Source organism: Thioclava sp. NG1, from assembly GCF_003122275.1.
Lineage (GTDB): Bacteria > Pseudomonadota > Alphaproteobacteria > Rhodobacterales > Rhodobacteraceae > Thioclava > Thioclava nitratireducens.
This window is the reverse complement of sequence record NZ_QFBB01000002.1, coordinates 250,712-276,403: the sequence shown is the minus strand read 5'-3', so window position 1 is coordinate 276,403 and position 25,692 is coordinate 250,712. Positions and strand designations below refer to the sequence as shown.

The 25,692-nt window shown below is 63.9% G+C and carries 30 protein-coding genes and 2 tRNA genes; 17 read left to right on the top strand and 15 right to left on the bottom strand.

The window, feature by feature from the left end; all coding sequences use genetic code 11:
• Positions 1-15: 15 nt before the first annotated feature.
• The 5 genes from DEM26_RS04415 to DEM26_RS04395 form a co-directional block, all read right to left on the bottom strand.
• Complete coding sequence (locus DEM26_RS04415; protein ID WP_109171797.1) at positions 16-576, bottom strand: copper chaperone PCu(A)C; 561 nt, start codon at positions 574-576, stop codon at positions 16-18.
• Positions 577-615: 39 nt separating this feature from the next.
• On the bottom strand, positions 616-969 hold the full coding sequence (locus tag DEM26_RS04410) for a hypothetical protein (protein WP_109171796.1): 354 nt from the start codon (positions 967-969) through the stop codon (positions 616-618).
• 113 nt (positions 970-1,082) lie between these two features.
• Positions 1,083-1,370 carry a 50S ribosomal protein L28 gene (rpmB, locus tag DEM26_RS04405; RefSeq protein ID WP_075776204.1) on the bottom strand — a complete coding sequence of 96 codons (288 nt, stop codon included), beginning with the start codon at positions 1,368-1,370 and terminating at the stop codon, positions 1,083-1,085.
• A 182-nt stretch (positions 1,371-1,552) separates the two neighbouring features.
• Positions 1,553-2,209 carry a GntR family transcriptional regulator gene (locus DEM26_RS04400; RefSeq protein WP_075776205.1) on the bottom strand — a complete coding sequence of 219 codons (657 nt, stop codon included), beginning with the start codon at positions 2,207-2,209 and terminating at the stop codon, positions 1,553-1,555.
• A 31-nt stretch (positions 2,210-2,240) separates the two neighbouring features.
• Positions 2,241-2,942, bottom strand: coding sequence for a M48 family metallopeptidase (locus tag DEM26_RS04395; RefSeq protein ID WP_088719095.1), 702 nt, complete (start codon positions 2,940-2,942; stop codon positions 2,241-2,243).
• Between the two features lie 137 nt (positions 2,943-3,079).
• Here DEM26_RS04395 and DEM26_RS04390 point away from each other — a divergent pair, with 137 nt between their 5' ends.
• Both DEM26_RS04390 and DEM26_RS04385 read left to right on the top strand, forming a co-directional pair.
• Complete coding sequence (locus DEM26_RS04390; protein ID WP_075776207.1) at positions 3,080-3,406, top strand: FYDLN acid domain-containing protein; 327 nt, start codon at positions 3,080-3,082, stop codon at positions 3,404-3,406.
• Positions 3,407-3,667: 261 nt separating this feature from the next.
• Positions 3,668-3,743 (top strand) — tRNA-Ala (locus DEM26_RS04385).
• A 502-nt stretch (positions 3,744-4,245) separates the two neighbouring features.
• Here DEM26_RS04385 and DEM26_RS04380 read toward each other — a convergent pair.
• The 4 genes from DEM26_RS04380 to DEM26_RS04365 all read right to left on the bottom strand — a co-directional run bounded on the left by DEM26_RS04380 (position 4,246) and on the right by DEM26_RS04365 (position 7,328).
• Positions 4,246-5,214 (bottom strand): class 1 fructose-bisphosphatase, encoded by a 969-nt coding sequence (locus DEM26_RS04380; protein WP_109171795.1) that lies wholly within the window; start codon positions 5,212-5,214, stop codon positions 4,246-4,248.
• 61 nt (positions 5,215-5,275) lie between these two features.
• Positions 5,276-5,539, bottom strand: a complete 264-nt coding sequence (locus DEM26_RS20635) for an RpiB/LacA/LacB family sugar-phosphate isomerase (protein ID WP_233243019.1) — start codon at positions 5,537-5,539, stop codon at positions 5,276-5,278.
• Between the two features lie 141 nt (positions 5,540-5,680).
• A tRNA-Arg gene (locus DEM26_RS04370) sits at positions 5,681-5,757 on the bottom strand.
• A gap of 146 nt (positions 5,758-5,903) precedes the next feature.
• Positions 5,904-7,328 carry a sensor histidine kinase gene (locus DEM26_RS04365; protein ID WP_075776230.1) on the bottom strand — a complete coding sequence of 475 codons (1,425 nt, stop codon included), beginning with the start codon at positions 7,326-7,328 and terminating at the stop codon, positions 5,904-5,906.
• Positions 7,329-7,632: 304 nt separating this feature from the next.
• On the opposite strand from DEM26_RS04365, the gene rpmH reads away from it, so the two are divergent.
• The 8 genes from rpmH to yihA all read left to right on the top strand — a co-directional run bounded on the left by rpmH (position 7,633) and on the right by yihA (position 14,617).
• Positions 7,633-7,767, top strand: coding sequence for a 50S ribosomal protein L34 (gene rpmH, locus DEM26_RS04360; RefSeq protein WP_075776231.1), 135 nt, complete (start codon positions 7,633-7,635; stop codon positions 7,765-7,767).
• A gap of 130 nt (positions 7,768-7,897) precedes the next feature.
• Positions 7,898-8,326 (top strand): ribonuclease P protein component, encoded by a 429-nt coding sequence (gene rnpA, locus DEM26_RS04355; RefSeq protein ID WP_109171794.1) that lies wholly within the window; start codon positions 7,898-7,900, stop codon positions 8,324-8,326.
• The gene (yidD, locus tag DEM26_RS04350; RefSeq protein ID WP_075776232.1) at positions 8,323-8,613 is read left to right on the top strand and encodes a membrane protein insertion efficiency factor YidD; all 291 of its coding nucleotides are present in this window, start codon (positions 8,323-8,325) and stop codon (positions 8,611-8,613) included. Before rnpA ends, yidD begins: the two co-directional genes overlap by 4 nt.
• Positions 8,606-9,487 carry a tRNA 2-thiocytidine(32) synthetase TtcA gene (gene ttcA, locus DEM26_RS04345; protein WP_109171793.1) on the top strand — a complete coding sequence of 294 codons (882 nt, stop codon included), beginning with the start codon at positions 8,606-8,608 and terminating at the stop codon, positions 9,485-9,487. Before yidD ends, ttcA begins: the two co-directional genes overlap by 8 nt.
• 81 nt (positions 9,488-9,568) lie before the next feature.
• The gene (locus tag DEM26_RS04340) at positions 9,569-11,188 is read left to right on the top strand and encodes a GGDEF domain-containing protein (protein WP_109171792.1); all 1,620 of its coding nucleotides are present in this window, start codon (positions 9,569-9,571) and stop codon (positions 11,186-11,188) included.
• A gap of 167 nt (positions 11,189-11,355) precedes the next feature.
• A complete protein-coding gene (yidC, locus tag DEM26_RS04335) occupies positions 11,356-13,203 on the top strand; it encodes a membrane protein insertase YidC (protein ID WP_109171791.1) in 1,848 nt (615 codons plus the stop codon).
• Entirely contained in the window at positions 13,200-13,967 is a 768-nt protein-coding gene (locus tag DEM26_RS04330; protein WP_109171790.1) for an MOSC domain-containing protein, read from the top strand. The genes yidC and DEM26_RS04330 overlap by 4 nt, the downstream gene beginning before the upstream one ends.
• Positions 13,967-14,617 (top strand): ribosome biogenesis GTP-binding protein YihA/YsxC, encoded by a 651-nt coding sequence (gene yihA, locus DEM26_RS04325; RefSeq protein ID WP_075776237.1) that lies wholly within the window; start codon positions 13,967-13,969, stop codon positions 14,615-14,617. The genes DEM26_RS04330 and yihA overlap by 1 nt, the downstream gene beginning before the upstream one ends.
• Positions 14,618-14,638: 21 nt before the next feature.
• Here the strand turns inward: yihA and argF are convergent, their stop codons facing one another.
• The 3 genes from argF to DEM26_RS04310 form a co-directional block, all read right to left on the bottom strand.
• Positions 14,639-15,565 carry an ornithine carbamoyltransferase gene (gene argF, locus DEM26_RS04320; protein ID WP_075776238.1) on the bottom strand — a complete coding sequence of 309 codons (927 nt, stop codon included), beginning with the start codon at positions 15,563-15,565 and terminating at the stop codon, positions 14,639-14,641.
• 88 nt (positions 15,566-15,653) lie between these two features.
• A complete protein-coding gene (locus DEM26_RS04315) occupies positions 15,654-16,832 on the bottom strand; it encodes an aspartate aminotransferase family protein (protein ID WP_109171789.1) in 1,179 nt (392 codons plus the stop codon).
• 222 nt (positions 16,833-17,054) lie between these two features.
• Positions 17,055-17,801, bottom strand: coding sequence for a ZIP family metal transporter (locus tag DEM26_RS04310; protein ID WP_088719409.1), 747 nt, complete (start codon positions 17,799-17,801; stop codon positions 17,055-17,057).
• 154 nt (positions 17,802-17,955) lie between these two features.
• Between DEM26_RS04310 and DEM26_RS04305 the strand changes: the two genes are divergently transcribed.
• Positions 17,956-19,119 carry an alpha-hydroxy acid oxidase gene (locus tag DEM26_RS04305; protein WP_109171788.1) on the top strand — a complete coding sequence of 388 codons (1,164 nt, stop codon included), beginning with the start codon at positions 17,956-17,958 and terminating at the stop codon, positions 19,117-19,119.
• Here DEM26_RS04305 and DEM26_RS04300 read toward each other — a convergent pair.
• Positions 19,110-19,988, bottom strand: a complete 879-nt coding sequence (locus tag DEM26_RS04300; RefSeq protein ID WP_109171787.1) for a bifunctional helix-turn-helix transcriptional regulator/GNAT family N-acetyltransferase — start codon at positions 19,986-19,988, stop codon at positions 19,110-19,112. The genes DEM26_RS04305 and DEM26_RS04300 overlap by 10 nt on opposite strands.
• A gap of 203 nt (positions 19,989-20,191) precedes the next feature.
• Between DEM26_RS04300 and DEM26_RS04295 the strand changes: the two genes are divergently transcribed.
• From DEM26_RS04295 to pth, 3 genes are all read left to right on the top strand, one after another.
• A complete protein-coding gene (locus DEM26_RS04295; protein WP_078539807.1) occupies positions 20,192-20,827 on the top strand; it encodes a 50S ribosomal protein L25/general stress protein Ctc in 636 nt (211 codons plus the stop codon).
• 189 nt (positions 20,828-21,016) lie between these two features.
• Positions 21,017-21,307: a hypothetical protein gene (locus DEM26_RS04290; RefSeq protein WP_088719106.1), complete on the top strand. Its 291-nt coding sequence runs from the start codon at positions 21,017-21,019 to the stop codon at positions 21,305-21,307.
• Between the two features lie 87 nt (positions 21,308-21,394).
• Positions 21,395-22,093, top strand: a complete 699-nt coding sequence (pth, locus tag DEM26_RS04285; protein WP_109171786.1) for an aminoacyl-tRNA hydrolase — start codon at positions 21,395-21,397, stop codon at positions 22,091-22,093.
• On the opposite strand, the gene DEM26_RS04280 is transcribed toward pth, so the two are convergent.
• Positions 22,094-22,528 carry a VOC family protein gene (locus tag DEM26_RS04280; protein ID WP_075776245.1) on the bottom strand — a complete coding sequence of 145 codons (435 nt, stop codon included), beginning with the start codon at positions 22,526-22,528 and terminating at the stop codon, positions 22,094-22,096.
• 154 nt (positions 22,529-22,682) lie between these two features.
• Between DEM26_RS04280 and thyX the strand changes: the two genes are divergently transcribed.
• From thyX to DEM26_RS04270, 3 genes are all read left to right on the top strand, one after another.
• A complete protein-coding gene (gene thyX, locus DEM26_RS04275) occupies positions 22,683-23,597 on the top strand; it encodes an FAD-dependent thymidylate synthase (RefSeq protein ID WP_075776246.1) in 915 nt (304 codons plus the stop codon).
• Positions 23,594-24,253 carry a hypothetical protein gene (locus DEM26_RS20185; RefSeq protein WP_146194431.1) on the top strand — a complete coding sequence of 220 codons (660 nt, stop codon included), beginning with the start codon at positions 23,594-23,596 and terminating at the stop codon, positions 24,251-24,253. Before thyX ends, DEM26_RS20185 begins: the two co-directional genes overlap by 4 nt.
• Before the next feature lie 123 nt (positions 24,254-24,376).
• Complete coding sequence (locus DEM26_RS04270) at positions 24,377-24,790, top strand: DUF1810 domain-containing protein (RefSeq protein ID WP_109171785.1); 414 nt, start codon at positions 24,377-24,379, stop codon at positions 24,788-24,790.
• On the opposite strand, the gene DEM26_RS04265 is transcribed toward DEM26_RS04270, so the two are convergent.
• Positions 24,779-25,690, bottom strand: coding sequence for an ABC transporter permease (locus DEM26_RS04265; RefSeq protein ID WP_075776248.1), 912 nt, complete (start codon positions 25,688-25,690; stop codon positions 24,779-24,781). The two genes, DEM26_RS04270 and DEM26_RS04265, sit on opposite strands and share 12 nt — an antisense overlap.
• Positions 25,691-25,692 lie beyond the last annotated feature (2 nt).

Here is a 25,692-nt window from a genome sequence, read left to right as displayed (position 1 = left end):
GCCGCCCTGCCCGGCTTACATATCGCCTTCTTTCTTATCCATGGTGGGCTCGGTATGTTCCGGCTCGCCGTGGGTCACGACTTCATGTGAAATCTCCGGTGTGGAGACAGGCGCGGGATCCTGCGCAGTCTCGGTCGGCTGATCGCGGCTGAGATCGACCGGGACGTCGACGACCATCAGTCCGGTTTTCTCGAAACGCAGATTGAGCGTGACCATGTCACCCTGATGGAGCGACTGCTTCAGCCCCATGAACATGACGTGATCGCCGCCGCGCTGCAGGACATGCTCGCCCTTGGCGGGAACCTCGAAGCCTTCCTTGACTTCGAGCATCTGCATCGCGCCGTTCGGCCCCTGCTTGTGCGTATGCAGTTCGACACGCGCGGCAACGTTCGAGCTGACCGAGACGAGCCGGTCGTCGAGATCGGAGATGTTCTTGATCTCCATGAAGGCCGCCGCCGATTTCGACATCGGGGTCGAGACCCGGACATAAGGGTCGATGATCTGGATCTGGTCAGCGGCGAAGGCGGGGAGAGCGACGGCGATCAGCGCCGCGCTCATCAGGTATTTGCGGATCATTCATGTCTCCTGAGGGTGTATTCGTCTGAAGGCTGGGGATCAGACGGCTGCAGGCGGACCACGGGCGCGCGGCACCACGAAGGCCTGCGCCTGCGCGCTCTCGAGCTCGACCGTCTGCAGCCTGCGCCCCTCGCCCTGCGGCGGAGTCGGCAGGGCCGGCGCGACCGCGACGGCGGCCATCATCGCCAGCACCATGTCGGGACAGAGATGCACGGGGCCAGTCGGGTTGCCCTCGGCATCGACGCTGATCGTGGTCACGCCATAGCCGGTGCAGATCACCACCTCGCCCGCGACACGCGCCTGCCCGCGCGCAACCGCCATCGTCATGCTGGTCATGGCCAGCACGAGCGCCGCGACGATCCCGATCAGTAGCTTGAAGCGCGTCCTCCACATGGCGCTCACACTAGCGTGAGGATGTGACGATGGGAATGCGACAGTTCAGCCGAACAAAGCAAAAACCCCGCGCCTCGGCGCGGGGTTTTCGAAAATTCCGATCCGGAAAGGGATCAGGCGGCAGCCTGAGCTTTCGCGATCGCTTTCTTGATCTTCAGAGCGTTCACCGAGAGGTCCGCATCCTTCGCCTTGGCGAGGAACGCGTCGAGACCGCCGCGATGGTCCACCGAGCGCATGCCGGCTGCGGAAACGCGCAGCTTGAAGCTCTGGCCCAGAGTATCCGAGATCAGGGAAACATCGTTCAGGTTCGGCAGGAAGCGACGACGCGACTTGTTGTTCGCGTGGCTCACTTTGTTGCCCGTCGTGGGGCCCTTGCCGGTCAGTTCGCAAACGCGCGACATGGCATTCTTCCTTCGTTTCTTACCTGGCCGAAGTTACGCGAATCGCGCGCCCGGCCCCAACATGAAAAGGCGCCGCTTGGCAGCGCCCGAAAATCTGTTGGCGCGGAATACGGCCAATGGCGCCTCGCGTCAAGTCGCCCAGGCCGATTTTATACACCTTCCCCACCGCTTCAGGGGCGGTTTCACCACCCGCGCTGAGCCAGATGGCGCAAACCCTGGGTCACATCGGTGCGCACGGCCAATCTCAGCGCCGGTTCGTCGCCCGCCCGCAGAGCGGAGAGAATCATCCGGTGATGGCGCGGCGGCTCGTTGCGCTGCAGCTTGGTATAGACCGCGCGCATCGTCGGCCCCAGCTGCAGCCAGACGGTCTCGATCACCGCGAGCATCGCGGGCGCCTGCGCGCGCAGATAGAGCGTGCGGTGGAATTCGAGGTTGGTGCGGATGTAGCCGACCGCATCCTGTTTCGCGACGGCCTCGGCATTGGCGACGTTGATCGCACCGAGACGGTCGATCAGCGCGAGGTGGGCGCGCGGCAGGGCACGGGCCGACAGTTCCGGCTCGATCAGCGCCCGCAGCGCGGCCAGTTCCTCGATCCGTTCGTTGGACAGCTCCGGCGTGGTTACCCGCCCCGAACTCGACAGCGTCAGCGCGCCTTCCGCAACCAGCCGCCGCAGCGCCTCGCGCGCGGGGGTCATGGAGACACCGTATTGCTTGCCCAACCCCCGCAACGTCAGCGCAGTGCCCGGCAGCAACTCCCCCACCATGATCTGCTGGCGCAAAGTGCGGTACAGCCGATCATGGGCGGCGGTCTCGATGGGGCGTGTGGAAATCGTTGTCATTCGCTTTTTGTGATCACGTTGCCGCCGCGGGTCAATCGCGAAACCGGATCGCATGGAGCGCGGAGCCTTCGCGCTTGAGCCATGCGCGCTCTGCCTTGAAGCTCGGCCGCAGGGATTCGACGACGCGCCAGAAGGCGGGCGAGTGATTCATCTCCTCCAGATGCGCGACCTCATGGGCCGCGACATAATCCAGCACGTCCGGCGGCGCCATGATCAACCGCCAGCTATAGGAGAGCGCTCCGGTCGAGCTGCAGGACCCCCAGCGCGAGCGGGTGTCGCGAATCGTGATCTTCGCGAAGTCACGCCCGATCTCGGAGGCGTAGCGCGCGGTCGCCGCATGCAGTCTCTGACGAGCTGCGTGTTTGAAGAAAGTCTCGACCCGCACGCCCAGCCGTGCCGGGTCTTCGGGCACGAGGAGGCGCGCGCCGTCGATCTTCGGGCTGCGCAGCGACGCGGGTTCGAGCATCAGCATCTGCCCCTGGAAGGGGACAGCTTGTCCGAATCGCACGGCCTGCGCGGGCGGGATCGCCCCGAGCGTCTTGCGCAGCCATTCGGTTTGCGAGCGCGCGAAGGCCAGCGCCTCTCGCTCGGACGCGCCCCGCGGGATCGTGAGGGCCACCCGCCCGTCGACCCGCGACACCCGCAATGAGAACCTGCGCGCGCGACCGGAACGGCGCATCACCAACTCCACCTCGGGCAGTTCGGGAATGTGAGGTGGGCGGGACAGGGGCATTCTCCGGCAGGTTCGGTCACGAGGCGCGGCCATCGGGTCGCAGCCCCACAAGAAAGGCGCGAAAAGGCTTTGACACCCTGCGCGGCATGTGGCAGTTGGCTGCGACTCTGCTGGATATAAGTGCGCAGGAGAATTCCATGCCGAAAGAGGAATGGGGCGTCAAGCGTCTGTGCCCGCATTGCGCGAGCCGCTTTTACGACCTGAATAACGACCCGATGACCTGCCCGGTCTGCAACAACACCTTCACCCTCGAGGCTCTGACCTCGGGCAGCGGTCGCACGCTCGTGACCGACAAGACGTCGTCGCAGAAAGATGACGACGTCAATCTCGACGATGACGATCTCGACGACGATAATGGCGACGTGGATCTCGACGACGATCTGCTCGACGATGACGACGATGACGACAATGTCTCGCTCGATGACATCGCGGATGTCAGCACCGAGGACAAGGAAGACAACTGATCGGCTGGGCCGCTCGGACGAGAGATCAAGGCGCAACGGGAAACCGTCGCGCCTTTTTCTTTTTCCGGACATGAGGCCGTGCCTTTCCCGCTTCTCCCCTGCCCCGACGCGCGCTCTACGCCAGCGCCGCTCAGGTGACGCACGGGAATACGCAGCGGACGAAAATTTCCCCCGCCTTCACAACAAATTCCTCTTGCGCCGCCCCGACGCTTTGCCTATACGCCTCCCCACACAGCGGGTCTGACCCGCTGGACCTCCGGTGGGGCCATAGCTCAGTTGGGAGAGCGCTTGAATGGCATTCAAGAGGTCAGGGGTTCGACTCCCCTTGGCTCCACCAAACAAACTTCCGAAAACGCATCCGATCACATCGCGCTTGTCGTGAGAAGTTCGCCGCGCGCCGGCGCGGTCCGGTTGCCTTGCGCTTAGGCTCCCCCGCATAGGGCTTTCTTCCGCCAGCGAACGACACCGTGAGGACGTGGAGTGCGCGCCAACGCAGCCTTGTCGACCTCAATCGGTGCCAGCGCGCGCTTCGTGACGCGACCGACACAGGCGTTGTACTTCGTCGAGTAGCGTCCACCGAGGTCGCCCTTTGCGCGCCGCCAACTCACTCGTGCGCGCGGTCTGATCGTCGGAGAACGGCCGCCCGCGATCGCGACGATAGCTTCTTCGCGCTGGGGCTCGTAGCCCGTTGCGCGTCTTCGGACGGAAAGCGTGGTTTCTGCGACATTCCGGGGCCACGGAGAAAATCGCTCACCATGTGCCGCACTTGTGGCTGGCCTCGACAGGCGACGTGCTCAGCGCGCCGCCAACAATTGGCGTAGCGTGATGCGGTCCATAGGTCAGGTCTCCTCCGAAAGATATGTCTTGATGATCTCGACCTCTTCCGCCGCGCCGAACACGAGCGGCACGTTCTGGTGCGGCGCCTCCGGTACGAGATCGAGGATGCGCTTGGTGCCATCGGTGGCGCGGCCGCCTGCCGCTTCGATCAGACAGGCGATCGGCACCGCCTCGTAGGCCAGCCGCAGCCGCCCCCCTCGATACCCCTCGCGTCGGTCGGCTGGATAGAGGAACGCGCCGCCCTTGAGCAGGATACGGTGCAATTCACCGACCGCCGCCGCCAGCCAGCGCATGTTGAAATCGCGCCCGCGCGGCCCCTCTGCCCCGGCGCGCAACTCGGCGGCCCAGCGTTGCAGCCCCGGGCTCCAATGGCGCTCGTTAGAGGCGTTGTAGGCAATGGTCGACGCTTTGGGCGACAGCCGGACATCCTGCGCCGTCATGCGGAAGTCCTCGCCGTCATAGGTGGCTATCTGCACCCCCTGCCCGGCCGTGAACCCGAAATCCAGCGAATGTCCGAAGGAGGCATAACCCGCCGCAATCGCCTCCGAGCCCGGACGCCGGAAATCGGCGGGACCGGTCGGGTAGATCGCGAACAGCATCCCGAGCGGCGCGCCGATACCGATCGAGCCCGACCCGTCGATCGGATCGATCGCGAGATCGAATTGGCCTTCCGGGTCGAGCAGTTCGACCTCTTCGGCCTCTTCCGACAGCATGTGCCGCACACCCAGCCCGGCAAGCGCCGCAATGATGTGGTCATGCGCGCCAACATCGAGCGCCTTCTGCACATCGCCGCTCTCATTCTGACCACAGGGCGCGGCCGGATCGCCGGGCAACCTGCCCGCCGCGAGCCGCTGCTCGATCGGCGGCAAGGCACTCGCCAGCGCGGCGATGATCTCTCCAAGCCCGCCAGCAGGCAGGCAGTCACGCAGGTGCGCCGCCTGCGCGGGACGGTCGTTCGGCAAGGTCAGCATGTAAGAATTCCGTCAGTGAGTTGAGACCGGGCGGCGAACCGCCCGACACTCGGGAGTTCGCTCAGGCCGTCGTGTGATACTTGGCATCGACCGCGTCAATGGCCTGAACGTTGTCCGCCGATTCCCCCTCGGGATCGAAGGACGAGGCCAGGAAGGCATCGGCGATGTCTTTCGCGAGCTCCACGCCCAAGACCCGCGCGCCCATCGTGATGATATGCGCGTTGTTCGAGATGCCGCAGTCGGTCGCGACGCGCAAAGCCACGCAAATCGCACTGTCGAGCGCGAGGCCGGGTCCCGGCGGCGTGATACTCCGGACACCACGCACCTAAGCCTCTGCCATACGTCATGCGCAACGTCTGGGACTGCAGTCACGCCAGCGCTTGAAAGCTATCACCGCGCGCGTAACCGCATCGCATGAACCGCATCAGTGGCGTGCTGATCATCTATATTTCGGAAGGGAGAGAAATGGCGGACCCGGGACGATTCGAACGCCCGACCCCTTGATTCGTAGTCAAGTGCTCTATCCAGCTGAGCTACGGGTCCGCTTATGTGGGGCGATGTAACGGCCACGTCGGAGCGATGCAAGAGCAAATTCGCGGCAATTTCGCAAAACCGTCAAAATTCCCGGATGCCCTCGCGGCAGCCCTGCGGATGGGTGCATCGCTGCCGGCGCGTAACCCCGCACGGGCTCAGGAGATTGCGCCGGCGCCCTTCTCGGAGACACAATCCAACGCGACATCGGAGGGCAGAAAGATGCGAAACTCGGTGCCGCTCCCATCGGTCCGAACGAGGTCCAGCCGCCCGCCATGGCCACGAATCAACTCCGCGGCAATAGCGAGGCCGAGCCCCGTACCGCCCGCTCGGGTGCCCCCGGTGAACGGCTTGAAGAGATGTTCGCGGGCGGTCTCGGGCAGTCCGGGGCCGCTGTCCTGCACGCGGATCCACCAACCTTCGGAATTCTCGCCTGCGCCGATCTCTACCGTACCGTTCTTTCCGGTGGCCTCGATCGCCTGACGGGCATTGCGCACGAGGTTGTTGAGCACGCGGTAGAGCTGCTCGCGGTCGGCACGGATTACCAGGTTCGGCGGCATGTCGGTGACGAAATCGACGACCGGGCCTTCGCTCGGGTGTTCCTCGTTTTCCAGAACTTCCTGCGCCAGCTCGCCGAACATGAAGCGCGACAGCGTCGGCGGCGGCTCCTTGGCCTTGCCGAAGGCGAGCGTCGTTTCACACAGGTTGATCGCGCGCTCGATCGAGCCGGTCAGCTTCGGCGCCGCGCGCTTCACGCCGGGATCGTCCGAGCTTTCCATACGGTCGGCGAAGAGCTGCGCCGTGGTCAGGATGTTGCGCAGGTCGTGGCTGATCTTGGCGACCGCTTGCCCCAGCTGTGCGAGACGCTCCTTCTGGCGCAGCGACGCGGTGAGCTGCTGCTGCATCGAGGCCAAGGCCTCTTCCGCCACGCGCAGTTCCTCGACGCTTGCCTGCGGGGTTATGATACGCCGCGCGTCTTCGGGCGCGTCCGCGTAGGATGACATATGCGCTACAAGCCGCTTGATCGGCACGACCATCAGGCGCCGCACCAGCAGGAACAGCAGAACGGCGGTGATCACGGAGAAGACCGCCGAGATCGACAGGAGCCGTAGCCCGTATTCCACCATTGCGATCCGCATCGGCTCGGTCGCGAGCGTCACCTCGATCACGATGCCGCCCTTCTGCACCGGCTGTCCCAGCACCCGGATTACGCGATCCTCGGAATCGAAGAGCGCATGCACCGCGTCACGGATGCGCGTCCATTCGGTCGAATCGCGCAAATCGTAGGTTTCGGTCACGGGCGAGGGAATCGGAGAGGACAACACCAGCTGCCGCGCCGCATCTCTGCGCAGCACGACGTTGAAGACGCCCGCGTTGGAGAGCAGTTCCTTTTCCAGATCGGGCGCGATGGTGGTGTCTGTGGTCAGCAGCGCGAGCGAGGCGATTTGCGCCCGCTCGAGTCGCGTAAGAAGATAGTCCTCACGGAAATTCGCTAGCCCCGGCAAAAGGATCAACGCCTCGGCGAGCACCACGAAAACCGTGGTCAGGATCAGAAACCGTCCTGAAAGAGTGTTCACTTTCATCGCCTATCAAACGCAGAGCCGCCCCGCAGCGTCGGCCTGTCCCCTTCACTGTCACTCTTGATGCACCGCCCGTCAGGATGCAAGGATGCCATCCTGCGCGTCAGCCGCTCTTTGTGCACAAGATAGGTGGCTCGCACGAAAGGCAAAACCCCGTGAGCGGTCACGATCCATGCGAAGCGACCGGAAAAGCCGGAAAAACCCGCTTTCGCGAATTGACTTGCCGGGGAGAGGTCACTAAAGAGCGGCTTCGAAATGCTATCTGGCCCTCGAATCCTGTTTCTGGGCCCGAACCGGAGTGAAAACGATGAAACGCACGTTCCAGCCGTCGAACCTCGTTCGCGCCCGTCGCCACGGCTTCCGCAGCCGCATGGCCACGAAGGGTGGACGCCGGGTTCTCAACGCCCGTCGCGCGAAGGGCCGTAAGCGTCTGTCGGCATAAGGCCGTTACAGCCGCGACTGGCTTTTGACGCCGCCGGATGCTTTTCGCAGGTCGGGCCCTCGGGTCGGATCGGTGAAAAGACCGGCGGCTTCGCTATTTTGCGCGCCGTTTATTCGCCGGAGGTCCCCTGATGGCCGCCATACGCTCAGATGATCCGACTCGCCCGACCGCGGTTCTGCGGCAGCGGGCGGATTTCCTGAAAGCGGCCTCGGCGCAGCGTAAGGGGATGCCCGGCTTTCTGCTGCAGGCGCGCAAACGCCGCGAAGACGAGCTCGTCGCCCCCGATCTGATCCGCGTGGGTTTCACCTGCTCGAAGAAGCTCGGCAATGCGGTGGCGCGCAATCGCGCGAAACGGCGTCTGCGCGAAATCGCCCGCGCCGTTCTGCCCAAGGCGGGTCGGCCGGGCTGGGACTATGTTCTGGTCGGGCGCCCCGAGGCGACCGCAACGCGCGACTTCGCCGCCATGCTGGCCGAATTCGAGACCGTGCTCACGATCATTCACGATTTGCCGATCACCCCGCCGCGGCCGCGCAAACCCAAGGGGAGCAAACGCAAATGAGCCCCCTCGCCCGAATCCTCGCCCTGCCGGTTCATGCCTATCGCTTGCTGCTCAGCCCCTGGATGGGGCACGGCTGCCGCTACCAGCCGACTTGCTCGGTCTATGCGCTCGAAGCGCTCGAGAGGCACGGCGCACTGAAAGGGGGATGGCTTGCCGGGAAACGGCTCCTGAGCTGCCACCCCTGGGGCGGGCATGGCTACGACCCGGTGCCTGGCGCCGATCCCGAACATGACGCCGCCCATCGTTGCGCCCATGCGCATGACGCGAAGGACACTCCAGATGCTTGATGATGAAGACAGCCCGATCCATCCGCTTTTCGCAGGAGCGCCCTCGACGACCGAGTTCAAGAAGCTGCGCAAGCGCATCGTGCGCGAGACCCGCGAGGCGATCGATAAATACGGCATGATCGAACGCGGTCAACGCTGGCTGGTCTGCCTGTCGGGCGGCAAGGACAGCTACACGCTGCTGGCCGTGCTGCACGAGCTGCAATGGCGCGGGCTGCTGCCGGTGGAGCTGCTGGCCTGCAATCTCGATCAGGGCCAGCCGGGCTTCCCCGCGACCGTGCTTCCGGAATTCCTCGAGAAGATGGGCGTGCCGCACCGGATCGAATATCAGGACACCTATTCGATCGTGATGGACAAGGTCCCGCAGGGCCGCACCTATTGCGCGCTTTGCTCGCGGCTGCGGCGCGGCAACCTCTATCGCATCGCGCGCGAGGAAGGCTGCTCGGCCGTCGTGCTGGGTCATCACCGCGACGACATTCTCGAGACTTTCTTCATGAACCTGTTCCACGGCTCGCGCCTTGCGACGATGCCGCCCAAACTGCTGAATGAGGAAGGCGATCTCTTCGTCTATCGACCGCTCGCCTTCGTCGCGGAGGAGGATTGCGAGAAATTCGCCCGCGCGATGGACTATCCGATCATCCCTTGCGATCTCTGCGGCTCTCAGGACGGGCTGCAGCGCCAGCAGGTGAAGATGATGCTCGACGGCTGGGAGAAGAACGCCCCCGGCCGCCGCAACAAGATGTTCAAGGCGCTACTCAACGCGCGCCCCTCGCACCTGTGCGACCCCGCGATCTTCGATTTCGCGGGGCTCGAGCGGCGCGCGGAGAGTGAAGCGGATTTTAACGAAAACGTCCCGGTTTTGCGCGAGCGCGATTAACCGGCTGAATACCAATTGCGCCTAACCTCGCCGGCGAAGGGGGCTCCTGAGGGGCCTGCATGTGCCACGGGGGTAGGTGTCATGGGAAAGGACGGGGGCAAGCGCGCCGCCCGCAAATCAGAGCTGCGCGCAAAATATCACGGCAAGCCGGGGCCGGTTCTGCTCCGTCGCGAGATGATCGCCTTCGTACCGGCCTGTGGGCTCGCCCTGCTTTGGGTGGGGCCCGAGGCGATGGTGTTGATCGGCCTTACCGCGCTTCTGGTGGGTTGGATGACCCGTCCCCTGCCCGTCCCGCTTGAGACTGACGAGGAAGGCTGCGACCCCGCTACCGGCCTGCCGCCGCCAAATGCCGCGATCTCCGAAATGGCCGCATCCCTGCAGGACGCGCGGGCGCGCAATCGCCCGACCGGCTGCCTGATCCTCGGTCTCGACGCGCCGGAGCAGGCGCTCCGGCGCCTGTCGGCCCGGGACTTCGACCTGCTGCTGCGCCGGATCGGCGAGCGGCTTCAGGGTCAGCTGCGCAGCGGCGACGTAGTCACCCGATGGGAGGGCGCCCGTTTCGCGGTCCTGCTGCGCCCGACGCCACGCCTCGGGCTCGAGGGCATGATCCAGCTTTGCGGGCGCCTGCAGGAAGCGGTAAGCGAGCCTTACTCGATCGCGGCACAGACCGAACAGATCACCATGCATATCGGCTTTCACCTCGTGGGCCGGAGTGATGCGTCCCCTGCCCATCGCGAGGACGCCGCCACGCTGGCCAAGGCCGAAGCGCACGCCCATGCGGAGGCGGAGGCGGCCCTGTCGCGCGCCGAAACCGCCGCCGAGCGCGCGATGCGCAGCGGTCCCGGCGCGATCCGCTCCTCCCGCTCCAACAAGATCGTCATGAAAGAGCCGGGCCCGCACCCGCTATCCGCCAGCGTGAGGGAGGCACTGGAGGCCGGGCATATAAAGGCGTTCTTCCTGCCGCAGATATCCACTGATACCGGGGACATCGTGGGATTTCAGGCAATCCCGCGCTGGCTTCACGCGCAGCGCGGGATCCTGACCGAAAGCGAGATTCTTCCCGCGATCGAAGCTGCAGGGCTCGGCGCGCGCTTCTCCGAGGTGATGCTCTACGCGGCCTTCGGTGCGCTGCGCGACATCTCGCGCGACGGCAGCGACTTCGGCCCGGCCTCGCTGCCATTCCTGCACGGCCAGATGGGCGACCCGAGACTGGCCGAGCGGCTGGCCTGGGAATTCGACCGGTTCGGGATCGCCCCGAACCGGCTGCGGCTGATCGTCCCGCAGGCGATGGTGGCGCGGCTCGACGATCCGGTTTGCTGTCGCACCCTGCACGAAATCAAACGCCTCGGCTGCCTGATCGAACTGGCGGGGTTCGGCTCCGGCCCCGTCTCGGCAGAAACGATCCACCGGCTCGGACCGCAGCGGCTGCGCATCCATCGCTCGCTCACCGCACAGATCGACCACAACACCGAACACCAGCGCCTGACCGCCGCGATCGTATCGATGGCCGAAGGACTGGGGCTGAAAACGCTCGCCGAAGGGGTGCCGGGTATCGCCGAGCACGCGATGCTGTGCCAGCTGGGCTGCTCAGCGGTGCAAGGCCCGGCGATCGCCGCCCCGATGCCGATTAGCGAATTTCTCTATTGGGCAGAACGGCACCGCACCAAGCTCGCCGCGACGCCGCAAATCGGCCGGCGTTGAGCGGCCCCGCAGACCGCGCTCCGCCGCCGCGCGTCCGGCATCGTGACCAAGCACGCAGAGGCAAACCGTGCCCGATCGATCGTTTCAAGGGAAAATGGCTTGACCTTTGGCTGCCCCTTCTGTTGAACCCATGCAAGTTTTCGACAGGCTTGTGGACTTAGGGTTTCATGGACAACCAAAACAAGAATCTCATTCTCGCGGTGGTACTCTCCGCAGTCGTGCTGGGCGTCTGGACCTATTTCTTCCCGCCCACGCAGGACACGACGACCCCGCCGAGCGAGGTGACCACGCAACAGGCCGCGACGCCCGAAAGCACTGATATCGCACCGAAGTCTGCGGCCGACACCACCGGCGCGCCGGTCGATACGGCGACCATGTCGCAAACCGCGAGCGCCCAAGCCCAAAGCGCCGCGCGCATCGCGATCGACACCCCGGCGGTCGAGGGTTCGATCTCGACTCTCGGCGGGCGCTTCGACGACCTGTCGCTCAAGAAATACAAGGAAACGCTGGCGAAAGATTCGCCCGACGTGCGTCTCCTCTCGCCCATCAGCGGCAATACGGACAATTCGACCCTGCCCTATTACGTCGTATATGGCTGGCTGCCCGCGGGCGGTCTGCCGGGCGATCAGGTGCCCGGCCCGAATACGGTCTGGACGCAGGTCGGCACCGGCAAACTCACGCCCGACACGCCTGTGACGCTTCAGTGGGACAACGGCCACGGCCTGACCTTCCAGCGCGAGATCTCGGTCGATGACAAGTATCTCTTCACGATCAAGCAGTCGGTGCAGAACGGCACCGACGCCGCCGTGAAGCTTGCCCCATACGGTATCATCGCGCGTCACGGCATCCCCGAGGAGCGCCGCGTCTACGTGCTCCACGAAGGCCTCGTGGCGATGGATGACGGCAATCTCCAAGAGATCAAATACAAGAACATCACCAAGCTCGATAACAAGGGCGCCGAGGGTCAGGCCGAGATCAAGCAGGTGAAGGACGCCGGCTGGACGGGCTTTACCGACAAATACTGGCAGACCGTTCTGGCGCCGATCTCGGGCCCCTTCACCTCGGTGGTGAAATATTCGGGCGAGAAGTCCGACATCTACCAGACCGAGACCCGCCTGCCGGTGATCGACGTCGCGCCGGGCGCCAAGGGTGACGCGCAGACCCACCTCTTCGCCGGTGCGAAGGAATGGGAAACCCTGCGCGACTATCAGGACAATGTCCCGATCCCGAAATTCGTCGACTCGCTCGACTGGGGCTGGTTCTACTTCCTCACCAAGCCGATGTTCCGCCTCCTGCACTTCCTGCATGGCGCGATCGGCAACATGGGCTGGGCGATCATCGCGCTGACCTTCATCATCAAGCTGATCGTCTTCCCGCTGGCACGGAAGTCCTACATCTCGATGGCGCGCATGAAAGAACTGCAGCCCGAGATGGAGAAGATGAAAGAGGCCGCTGGCGACGACCGCCAGAAGATGCAGCAGGGCATGATGGAGCTCTACAAGAAGCACAAGGTGAACCCCGCCGCGGGCTGTCTGCCGCTTCTGATCCAGATCCCGATCTTCTTCTCGCTCTATAAGGTGATCTACGTCACGATCGAACTGTATCACGCGCCGTGGATCGGCTGGATCCACGACCTTTCGGCCCCCGATCCGACCTCGATCCTGAACCTGTTCGGCCTGCTGCCCTTCGCAGCGCCCGATCCGGGCTCGCCGCTCTTCATCCTGTCGCTCGGTATCCTGCCGATCCTGCTGGGTGTCTCGATGTGGTTCCAGCAGCGCCTGAACCCGGCGCCGACGGACAAGACTCAGGCGATGATCTTCGCGTGGATGCCGTGGGTCTTCATGTTCATGCTGGGCAGCTTCGCCTCGGGCCTCGTGCTCTACTGGATCACGAACAACACGATCACGTTCATCCAGCAGTACACGATCATGTCGATGCACGGGAAGCGGCCGGACCTGTTCGGCAATATCAAAGAGAGCTTCTCGCGGAAGAAACCCGCCGAAGAGAAGAAATGAGCGCAACGCTCTCTCGCATCTACCGACATCCGATCAAGTCGATCGGGGTAGAGGAACTGAAGGACGCGTCCCTTGAAGAGGGGCGCGTCTTGCCTTGCGACCGGGAGTGGGCGGTGCTGCATGAGCGCTCCAAGATCGGTGTCGATGCAGAGGGGCGCGCGGATAGCTGGGGCCAAAAGATCAACTTCGTGATCGGGCGTTCCGCGCCGGGCCTGATGGGGGTGACGTCGCGGATGCTCGAGAACGGACACATTCTGCTGGAGCACCCCGAGCAATGGCATCTCGAGATCGATCCCGAGCGTGAGCTCGACCAGCGCAAACTGTTCGAATGGCTGCGCCCGTTCTGGCCCGAGAGCGCGCCGCGCCCGACCGCGCTGGTACGCGGCCCCGACCGGGCTTTCACCGATGATCCCCTGCCCTATGTCTCGCTGATCGGGCAGGCTTCGCTCGACGATCTCTCGGCGCGCGTGGGCAAGCCCATCGACCGCCGCCGCTTCCGCGCCAATCTCTGGGTCGAGGGCTGGGAGCCCTTCGCCGAGATGGACCTGATCGGGAAAACGGTACGCGTGGGCGAGGCAGAGCTGCAACTGCGCGCCTGTATCGGGCGTTGTCGCGCGACGGACGCCAGTATCGAGACGGGCGAGCGCGACATCGACATGCTGGCAGAGCTGGAACGCCATTACGGGCATACTGACCTTGGCGTATTCTGCCTCGTCACAAAACAGGGCCGCGTCGCGCGCGGCGACAAGATCGAGGTACTCTGATGGAGTTGAATTTCCCGCTGGCCGAAGAGCCCGACGATTTCGCGCGTGAGCGGGGGCGCAAGCTGTTCGCCGCCCCCGTCGATTTCCTCAAGGGCGTCGTCGCGATGAAGGGGCTACCACCCGCCGACCGCATTGAGGTTTGCTTCGCGGGACGATCCAATGTCGGCAAGTCAAGCCTGATCAACGCGCTCACGAACCGCCGCAACCTCGCGCGCGCATCGAACACGCCGGGCCGCACGCAGGAGATCAACTATTTCACCACGCAGGACGGACCCTATCTGGTCGACCTTCCGGGCTACGGCTTCGCGCAGGCCCCGGTCGCGGTGGTCGCGAAATGGCAGGCGTTGCTGAAGGATTACCTGTCGGGCCGCGCAACGCTGCGTCGCGCCTTCGTGCTGATCGACACGCGCCACGGCGTCAAAGCGGTGGATGAGGAGATCCTGACGCTGCTTGACCGCGCCGCCGTCCCATTTCAGGTCGTGATGACGAAGGCCGACAAGGTCAGCGCGAAAGATTGCGAAAAGGTGCTGGATCAGGTGCGTAAGGCGCTGGCCAAACACCCTGCCGCCTTCCCCGAGATCGTACTGACCTCGTCCGAAAAGGGCGAAGGGATCGAGACGCTGCGCGCGATCATCGCCGGGCTGGAGTGACCCCCTGCCCGGCTTCTGTCCTCACTTGCCGAGGCAGTAGCGCATCACCGCCTTTTGCGCGTGCAGACGGTTCTCTGCCTCGTCGAAGATCACCGAGGCTGGGCCGTCCATGACGCCGCTCGTCGCCTCGTCATTGCGGTGCGCGGGCAGGCAATGCATGAAAAGCGCGTCGGGCTTGGCGTGGCTCATCAGCTCCTCGTTGACCTGGTAGGGCCGCAGCTGGTTGTGGCGACGCTCCTTCGCGGATTCCGGATCATGCATCGACACCCAGGTGTCGGTGACAACCAGATCGGCGCCTTCGACCGCCTTGATCGGATCGCGCTCTATCGTGATCGGGTGCCCCGCCTTCTCGGCCAAGTCGAGCCACGCACGCTCGGGGTCGAGCGTTTCCGGCCCGGTGAAGGTCAGATCGAAGCCGAACTGCGCCGCGGCATGGGCGAAGCTGGCGAAGACGTTGTTGCCGTCGCCCGACCAGACCACCTTCTTGCCCGCGATCGGCCCGCGCTTCTCTTCATAGGTCATCACATCGGCCATGATCTGGCAGGGGTGAGTGCGGTCGGTCAGGCCGTTGATCACCGGCACCGAGGCATATTCGGCCATCTCGAGCAGTGTTTCCTCCTCGAAGGTCCGGATCATGATCAGATCGACGTAGCGCGACAAAACCCGGGCGGTATCGGCAATGGTCTCGCCATGGCCCAGCTGCATATCCGCGCCCGAGAGCACCATCGATTGCCCGCCCATCTGACGCACGCCGACATCGAAGCTGACGCGGGTCCGGGTCGAGGGCTTCTCGAAGATCAGAGCGACCATGTGACCGGCGAGCGGCTGCTCGTCATCGGGCGCGCCTTTCGGGCGACCGTTGCGGGCCTGCTTCATCGCGATGCCCTGGTCGATCATGGACCGCAGCGCGGCGGGGTCGGTTTTGTGGATATCGAGGAAATGGTTCATCGGTTTGTCTTTCGTGGAGGGGCCTGAGGGGCTGTCCGCCCCACTGCGCTCCCGCGCAGCCCCCGAGGATATTTACGCCAAGAGGAAGTCAGGCGGCCTTTTCGAGTTGCGACGCGGCGGCATCGAGCCGGGTCACCGCCTCGGCCAGATCGGCCTCGGAAATGTTCAGCGCGGGCAGCAGGCGCAGCACGTTATCCGCCGCCGGGACGGTCAGCAGGTGCTGGTCATAGGCGGCGGCCACGAGATCGGCCGGCGCGCGCTTGCATTTGAGCCCCAGCATCAGTCCGGTGCCGCGCACGCTTTCGAACGTGTCGGGATGCGCCGCGATCAGCCCTTCGAGCTTCTGGCGCAGGAAACCTGCCTTGGCGTTCACCTGGTCGAGGAAAGCGGGCTCGGAGACGATCTCCATCACCCTGGCGCCGACCGCGCAGCCCAGCGGGTTACCGCCATAGGTCGAGCCATGCGTGCCCGCGACCATGCCGGAGGCGGCGTCTTCGGTGGCCAGAACAGCACCCAGCGGGAAGCCCCCGCCGATGCCCTTCGCGACCATCATGATATCGGGCGTGACGCCTGCCCATTCATGCGCGAAAAGCCGGCCAGAGCGGCCCACGCCGCATTGCACCTCGTCGAAGATCAGGAGCGCGCCGGTCTCGTCGCAGAGATCGCGCAGCCCTTTCAGGCATTGATCGGGCACCGGGCGGATGCCGCCTTCGCCCTGAATCGGCTCGATCAGGATAGCGGCGGTCTTGTCGGTGACGGCAGCCTTGAGCGCCTCGTGATCGCCCCAGGGAAGCTGGGTGAAGCCGGGCAGCAGCGGGCCGAAGCCCTTCACCATCTTTTCCGATTTCGGCGTGGCCGAGATCGCACCGGTGGAGCGGCCGTGGAAGGCGCCCTCGAAGGTGATGATCTCCACCCGATCCTCGCCTTTCGAGGACCAGTATTTCCGCGCCATCTTGATCGCGAGTTCCGCAGCCTCGGTGCCGGAATTGGTGAAGAAGACCGTATCGGCGAAGGTCTTCTCGACCAGCGCATCGGCCAGCGCCTGCTGTTGCGGGATCTGGTAGAGATTCGAGACGTGCCAAAGCTTCGCGGCCTGCTCGGTCAGCGCCTCGACCAGTTCCGGCGCGGCATGACCCAGCGCATTCACCGCGATCCCAGCGCCCATATCGAGATATCGGTTCCCATCCGCCGTCTCGAGCCAGGAACCTTCGCCCTTAACGAAGGCGAGCGGTGCGCGATTATAGGTCGGCAGGACGGAGGGGATCATCGGGGTCAAGCTCCAGTAAGGGAAGGCAAATTCGTGCAACAGTCCCGGGGGGCTGTCAACATTCGGGGGCCTTCGGTCAGCGATTTCGGATTGGGTGTGGCGGCAGGCCACGGCAGATCGGACGTCAGGCGCTTCAGCGGCGACGTCGGGGACGGGAAATATATGCGGCCCTTGCGATCATGCATGGCGCTTACGCTGGGGCAGCGCGGAAGTAAAGAGGGATCAGCCAAGCGTCACGTCGAGGAACATCATCAGGATCAGGCCGAAGAGTAGCCCGGCGGTCGCGCGGTTCTGGTGCCCGTTGCGGTGGGTTTCGGGCAGGATCTCGTGGCTGATGATGTATAGCATGGCACCCGCTGCAAAGGTCAGCCCCCATGGCAGCAGTGCGCCGGAGACCGACACGGCAGCTGCGCCGACCAGCGCGCCCACGGGTTCGACCGCCCCGGTCATCGCGGTGACGAAGAAGGCCTTCCGCCGAGAATAGCCCTGCCCGATCAGCGCGACGGCCACGGCGAGGCCTTCCGGGATGTCTTGCAGCGAGATGCCAGTCATAACCGAGAAGCCGTTCTCGTTGCCCGCGCCGAAAGCGACGCCGATCGACAGACCTTCGGGAAAGTTGTGAATGGTGATCGCGATCACGAAGAGCCAGATCCGCGCCAGTTGCGCCGCATCGGCACCCTCACGGCCGGAGGTGAAATGCTCGTGCGGCAGGGTCGCGTTCAGCCAGGCCACGAAGCCCGCGCCGATGGCGATCCCGATCGCGGCGATGGCGGCGGCGACCCAGACAGAGCCGAACATGGTCTCTGCCACGTCGATCCCCGGCAGGATCAGCGAGAAATACGACGCCGAGAGCATCACGCCCGCCGCAAAGCCCAGCATCGTATCGGCGGTGCGCTGGCTCATCGAGCGACCCAGGAGCGCCGGGATCGCCCCGGCGGCTGTCGCGACGCCCGCCACCATGCCGCCCATCAGGCCGAGCCATACCTCGTTCACGGCGCTCTCCTTTTCGTGTTCTCCCGGCGAGATGGGAACGGATCGGGCATGATTGCAAGCCTTGCGATGGGTGATTGCGCAAATTTCGCGCGATTGGTAAGGAAACTTAACCACGGAGAGAGGAACCCCCATGCCCGTCATCACCTCCATCGCCGATCTGAAACGTCTGCATAAGCGCCGCACGCCGAAGATGTTCTACGATTACGCGGAAAGCGGCTCGTATACCGAGCAGACCTTCCGCGAGAATACCGAGGATTTCGCGCAGATTCGGCTCAACCAGCGGATCGCGCGGGACATGACGGGGCGCTCGACGAACTCGACGATGCTGGGTCAGGACGTCGCGATGCCGGTGGCGCTGGCCCCGGTCGGGATGACGGGGATGCAGCGCGCGGATGGCGAGATCAAGGCGGCGCGCGCGGCGGAGAAGTTCGGCGTACCCTACACGCTGTCGACGATGTCGATCTGCTCGATCGAGGACGTGGCCGAGAATGTCAGCCAGCCCTTCTGGTTCCAGATTTATACCCTGACCGACGACGACTATAACAAGCGCGTGCTGGATCGGGCACGGGCCGCGGGCTGCTCCGCGCTGGTCATCACGGTCGATCTGCAGCTGCTGGGGCAGCGGCACAAGGACCTCAAGAACGGCCTGACGGCGCCGCCGAAATTCACCCCCGCCGTGCTGGCCGATCTGGCCACGAAATGGCGCTGGGGCATCGAGATGCTGCAGACCAAGCGGCGCTTCTTCGGCAATATCGTTGGCCATGTGGAGAGCGCCGCCGATCCCGCCTCGCTGGCAAGTTGGACGGCGGAGAAATTCGATCAGTCGCTCAACTGGGACCGGATCAAGCAGCTCATGGACATGTGGGGCGGCAAGGTGATCCTGAAGGGAATCCTGAGCGAAGAAGATGCCGAGATGGCGGCCGCCACAGGAGCCGATGCGATCGTGGTCTCGAACCATGGCGGGCGTCAGCTCGACGGGGCGCTCAGCTCGATCCGGATGCTGCCGAAGATCGTCAACGCAGTCGGCGACAAGACCGAAGTCTGGCTCGACAGCGGTATCCGCTCGGGGCAGGACGTGCTCAAGGCGCTGGCGCTTGGCGCGAAGGGCGTGATGATCGGGCGCGCCTATGTCTACGGTCTGGGCGCGATGGGCGAGCCGGGCGTAACCAAGGCGCTCGAGGTCATCCAAAAAGAGCTGGACACATCGATGGCTCTGTGTGGCAAGCGCCGGATCGCGGATCTGGGCCGGGACGATCTGCTGATCCCGAACGGGTTCTTCGACACTTATTCCTGAGCGAGCAGGCGTTTCTCGAAGAACCGGTCCGGGTAGGGATCGCTGTTGTAACGCGGGATCTCGTGCCAGCCGAAGCGCTGGTACATTGCGATCGCTTCGGGCAGCGCTGAATTCGTGTCGAGCCGCAGGCGCAGGTGGCCCAGTTCGCGGGCCGAGACTTCGAGCGCGGTCATTAGCTGCCGCGCCAACCCCAAGCCGCGTGCGGCGGGGGCAATCCAGACGCGTTTCACCTCGGCATAGTCCGCCCCGCCCTTCAGGGCTGCGCAGCCCAGCGGCAATCCGTCGGATAAGGCGATCAGGAACGTGCCATGGGGCGGACGCATCTCGGCTGCCTCGGGGTCTTTCGACAGGCTCACGTCGAAGCCCCCGTCGAACCGGGCAGAGAGTTCCGCATAATATTTGGCCAGACAAGACTGCGCGCGCGGATCGAGTGGGTCGCAGGGCACAATCTCGATCTCGCTGCGCGTCAACGACGTCGCGATCAGGTCCATCGCCCCCAGCAGCGCGGCGTGATCGGGATGGCGGGACAGGATATCCGCCGCCTGCGCATCGGAGAGCCGTTCATATTCCGCGAATTCCGCCTGGCCCGCGTCGGTGAGCCGCGCGATGCGGCGCCGCCCGTCCTCGGGATCGTCCTCCATCACGATCAATCCCTCGCCCTCCAGCCCGCGCAACAGGCGGCTCATCTGCCCGGAATCGAGGGCCAATACCTCGCGCAGTTTCGCGACATCCCCCTGCCCGCGCCCGATCAGGTTGAGCACCCGCGCAGAACCAAGCGGGCGGCCACGCCCCAGGAAAGACGAGTTGAGCGCCCCGAGCTGTCGGGTGACGGCCCGGTTGAACCGGCGTATACGTGCGATAGAATCCATGGAAATACCTGACTGAAGTCCGGAATATTTTCTGACTTTAGTCAGGTACCAGGCTGTGGCAACCCCGGTTTCCGTCCCCGCCCGGTTTCCGTAACGTCGTCGGTTTCCACTTGCCATCCCGGCCAATCCCGAGTATTCGCGCGGCTTCATGGGCCCGACACCCTTGGAGGCGGCCCATCACTTTGACAAATTGGAGACCAGTTATGGCAAAAGAGATCGAAACGATCGAAGCCGTGGCGCGTACGGGGACGGGCAAGGGGGCCGCTCGGCAAGCGCGTCGTGAGGGCCTCGTGCCCGGTATCGTCTATGGCGACGGCAAGGACCCGGTTGCAATCAACCTCGACTACAACCGCCTGATCACCCGCCTGCGCAAAGGCCGCTTCATGTCCACCCTCTTCAACCTGAAGATGGAAGGCCAGGAAGACGTCCGCGTGATCTGCCGCGGCGTTCAGAAAGACGTCGTGAAGGACCTGCCGACCCATGTCGACTTCATGCGCACCCACCGCAACTCGCGCATCTCGCTCTTCGTGCATGTCGAGTTCATCAACCACGAGAAGGCGCCCGGCCTGAAGCGCGGCGGCACCCTCGTCGCGGTGCGCCCGGAAGTCGAACTCAACGTTCTCGCCGGCGATATCCCCGAGCAGATCGTGGTCGACCTCGAAGGCAAGCAGATCGGCGACACCATCCACATCTCCGACGTGGACCTGCCGAAAGGCGCCAAGCCCACCATCGAGCGTGACTTCGTGATCGCGAACGTCGCCCCGCCGAAAGGCTTCGGTGGCGGTTCCTCCGACGAGGACGAAGGCGAAGAAGCCAGCGAAGAAGCGACCGAAGAGTAATTCTTCTTCCGATGAGATTTTCGAGACGGGGCCTTTCGGGGCCCCGTTTTTCTTTGCGCGGCGCTTGATTCCCCGGATGCGCGGCAAACCGCCAACCACTCAAGTTCACATCTATGTGATCTCGAATTTCCTCGCCTTTTGCGCGAAACGCTATAGCCTCAAAGTTAATACAACCTAAAGGCTAGTCACATGCTGGAGCTATTCGCACTCGTTCTTGCAGCATTCGTGGTGCTACCGCCTAGAATGCTCAACGCAATTAGCCGCGCCCTCTATACGGTGCTGGGTCCGGTCCTGCGACCGTTCCGCATCTTTACGGCCCGACGACTCCCGCGCAACGGGTATGAGGAAATCGCGAAGTGCAATATCGAAGAGACCAGCGAACGCCTCTTCGATGAGTTTGCCCTTCCCGACACTCAAGAGCGCCCGATCGTCGTCGGCTCATCGGGACGCCCGGCCTACGTCGAACACCGCGCCGCCTGAACGCGACGACCCCCTTTCCCCTTCGCGCGCGCTCACTTATCCCGGAGTGAGCAGAGCCTCGACACCGTCGTTCGAAAGGGGAGACGCATGCAACTCTGGGTGGGCCTGGGAAATCCGGGCGCGAAATACGCGAACAACCGTCACAATATCGGCTTCATGGCGCTCGACCAGATCGCCGAGGATCACGGCTTCGCCCCGTGGCGCGGCAAGTTTCAGGGTCAGGTGAGTGAGGGCCGTTTCGGCTCAACCCGCGTTGTGCTGCTGAAGCCCGAGACCTTCATGAACCTTTCCGGCCAGTCCGTGCGCGCGGCCGCCGATTTCTACAAGGTCGATGTCTCCGACATCACCGTCTTTCATGACGAGCTGGACCTCGCCCCAGGCAAGTGCCGCCTCAAGCAGGGTGGCGGCCATGCCGGGCATAACGGGCTGCGCTCGATCCATCAGCATATGAGCCCCGATTATGCGCGGGTGCGGCTGGGCATCGGCCATCCGGGGCACAAGGACCGCGTGGCGGGCTATGTGCTCAACGATTTTCCGAAGGCGGAGCAGGAGATGCTCGACGATCTGCTGCGCGGGATCTCGGACGGCGCGCCCGCATTGGCCGAGGGCGACGGGTCGAAATTCCTCAATGCGGTGAGCCTGCGGGTTGCGCCGCCGCGCTCTTCGACCGGGACCAAGGCACCCACGAAAGCCGACACCCCTGCCCCACAAAACGCCCCGCAAAAAAAAGAGGCCACGGAAACCCGCGGCCCCTTCGACAAGCTCAAGGATCACTTTCGCAAGTAATCACCAGCTTCCGGTGTTCTCCATGCTGGCCCAGGGTTCCTGGATCGGCAGCGACTCCCCCATCTGCAGCAGCTCGACCGAGATATTGTCGGGCGAGCGCACGAAGGCCATGTGACCGTCGCGCGGCGGACGGTTGATCGTCACGCCGTTGTCCATCAGGTGCTGGCACATCTCGTAGATGTTCTCGACGCGGTAGGCGAGGTGGCCGAAATGGCGGCTGTCCGAGGGCAGCCCGCTATCGCCGTCCCAGTTCCAGGTCAGCTCGACATCCGCCGTGCCGTCGTCCTGATCGGGCGGGCACATGAAGACCAGCGTGAAGCGGCCCTTCTCGTTTTCGATGCGGTTGCGTTCCTTGAGCCCCAGAAGCTCGTAGAAGGCTTTCGATTTCTCGAGGTCGAGCACGCGGACCATCGTGTGCAGATATTCGATTTTCATGAACAGGCTTCCTTGGAACTGATTGCGGTTAACCGGAGGATAGCTCCTGACGCGGCCGCGGCAAGCACCCCGGCTTATCCACAGGATATGGCGGTTCCTAGAGCCGCCCATCGCAGATATAGTGGAGGTCGATTCGAGACATCCGGAGGACATCATGGCGCTCACCCCCGAACAACAAGCCGAGATCGACGCACAGCGCGCCGAGACGCAAATGACCGCGCGGGCGGTTTCGCCGGGGATGGAGAAGCGGCTCTATACCGCCCATGAAGTGCTCGATCACGGGGTGGTCCGGGTCATCGACTACATGGGCGACGACAACGCGATCGTGCAGGCGGCGCGCGTCTCCTATGGCCGTGGCACCAAGACGGTGAACAGCGACGCGGGCCTGATCCGCTACCTGATGCGGCACTGGCATTCGACCCCGTTCGAAATGTGCGAGGTCAAATTCCACGTCAAACTTCCGGTCTTCGTCGCGCGCCAGTGGATCCGCCACCGCACCGCGAACGTGAACGAATACTCCGCGCGCTATTCGATCCTCGACCGCGAGTTCTACATCCCCGAGGCCAGCCAGCTCGCCGCGCAATCGAGCCAGAACCATCAGGGCCGCGGTCAGGTCCTGGAAGGCGCCGAGGCCGCCCGCGTGCTCGACATCCTGCGCGACGACGCGATGCGCGCCTATGACCATTACGAGGACATGCTGACGCCCGACGAGGATGCGGGCAAGCAGGGCCTCGCGCGGGAACTGGCGCGGATGAACCTGCCCACCAATATCTACACGCAATGGTATTGGAAGGTGGACCTGCACAACCTCTTCCACTTCCTGCGCCTGCGCGCCGACAGCCACGCGCAATACGAGATCCGCGTCTATGCCGAGACCATGTGCGACATCGTGCGTGACTGGGTCCCCGCCGCCTATTCGGCCTTCGAGGATTACCGTCTGGGCGGGGTGAACCTGTCGGGCAAGGCGGTGGAGCTGCTGAAGCGCCGTCTGGCGGGCGAGGAGATCACACAGGAGACGTCCGGCATGAGCAAAGGGGAGTGGCGGGAGTTTACGGAGGTTTGGGGGTGACGGGAAACAACCCGAAAGTCCACGCCTTTCAGAGGCGCGCAAGAGACGCGGTCTGCGACTTCCGCATCGCTATAAAGCGTCTCTCCGGTGATGCCACATACGAAGAGCTTCGAACACATTGGTCTTTGGCGCTCAGCGAGTTCAGGAAATTTCTGAAATTTGCTGAAACCGCCGCGCGGGAGCGCGAACGAAATGGATGGGCAGATAATCTAATAAAAGAGAGAAAAGATAATCCAATCCTGAACTATGCTTTTCACGCGAGGAACGCAGAAGAACATGGTCATGCGTCCTCAGCAAAGCCTGAACCGGCAGCGCTTCGAATTGGAGGAATGTTTTCATTCGCGGGAAACGTAAGCAACGTTACTATTTCGAATTGCCGCGAGATTACGACACTACAGGATGGTCGCACAATTGAGCGGCGCGTAGATGGTCAGTTTAGCACCACCGACGGTAAGATTTCGTCCGGATGGCTGAACTCGCAAGTTCCAGTTAACAGTCAAACGCCATACATCCAGCTACTGCCTGCGATGGACCGTGGTCAAAGTTACCAGCCTCCAATGCTGAAGGACGTTCGACGGGAAGACTTGGCAGATGTGTTCGCTCAGAAGATCTGTCACTGGATGGAAAAGAAACTAAAGGAATTGGAAGGTTTCTGATCCCCCCGCCCGGCCCCTAGGCCGGGCCGCGCCCGACCCGCCCCCAGGGCGGGCGCGATTGCGCCCACCCTCGGGTCGGACGCGGCCTTCCTCGCGATGTCCAGAGCGTGTTAGGTTCATCCTATGACCCAACGCTTCCACGCCCCCCAAGACCGCGACTATCCGACCGCGCTGCGCGAACTCCGCCAAGGTCGCAAGACTAGCCATTGGATCTGGTGGATCTTCCCGCAACTGGCCTCGCTCGGCCGCTCTCCGCGCGCGCGTGAATACGGGATCGCGGATCTGGCCGAGGCGCGGGCCTATCTCGCCGATCCGGTATTGCGGACGCGGTTGGTGGAGGCCTCCGAGGCGGTGCTCGCCCATGCGGGCACGCCCATCGAGGAGATCATGGGGCCGGTCGATGCGCTGAAGCTGCGCTCTTGCGCGACGCTGTTCGAAGCCGCCTCAAAGAAAAAGGAGCCGGTATTCACCCGGCTCCTTGAGACGTTTTATGGGGGCGAGCGCTGCTCGCTGACGCTTGACGCCTTAGCCCGGTGACATCCCGCGCAAGCGCTCGGAGCGGCGGCGCAGCAGCTCGACGGTGGTCAGCAGCGCGATCGACACGAAGACGAGGATCGTCGCCACCGCAAGGATCGCGGGGCTGATCTGCTCGCGGATACCGTTCCACATCTGACGCGGGATCGTCTGCTGGTCGTAGCCTGCCACGAAGAGCACCACGACGACTTCGTCGAAAGAGGTGACGAAGGCGAACAGCGCACCCGAGACCACGCCCGGCAGGATCAGCGGCATCACGATCTTGAAGAAGGTCGTGCGCGGATCCGCGCCGAGGTTCTGCGCCGCGCGGGTCAGCGAGTGATCGAAGCCCACCAGCGTCGCGGTCACGGTGATGATCACGAAGGGGATGCCCAAGGTCGCGTGGGCCATGATGATGCCCGGATAGGAATGCGCCAGCCCGGTCTTCGAGTAGAAGAAGAACAGCCCCGTCGCGGTGATGATGATCGGCACGATCATCGGCGAGATCAGCACCGCCATGATGGCACGGCGGAACGGCATCTCGGGGCGCGACAGGCCGAGGGCGGCCAGCGTGCCCAGCACCGTCGCGAGGATCGTCGAGAAGAAGCCGATGATGATCGAGTTCTTCGCCACGTCGATCCAGGTCGAATGCTGCCAGGCATCCATCCACCACGACCAGCTGCGCTCGACCTGCGGCTCCTGCATCCCGAAGGTCAGCAGCATGTCATACCAGCGCATCGAATAGCCGGAGGGGTCGAAGCTCAGCATCTTCTCGGTGAAGGTGAAGTAAGGCTCCGCGTTGAAGGACAGCGGAATGATCACCACGATCGGCGCGATCAGGAAGAAGAAGATCAGACCACAGATCACGAGATAGGCGTAGTGCCAGGTTCTCTCGAGCGGGCTTGCATATGCGGGAACGGCCATCT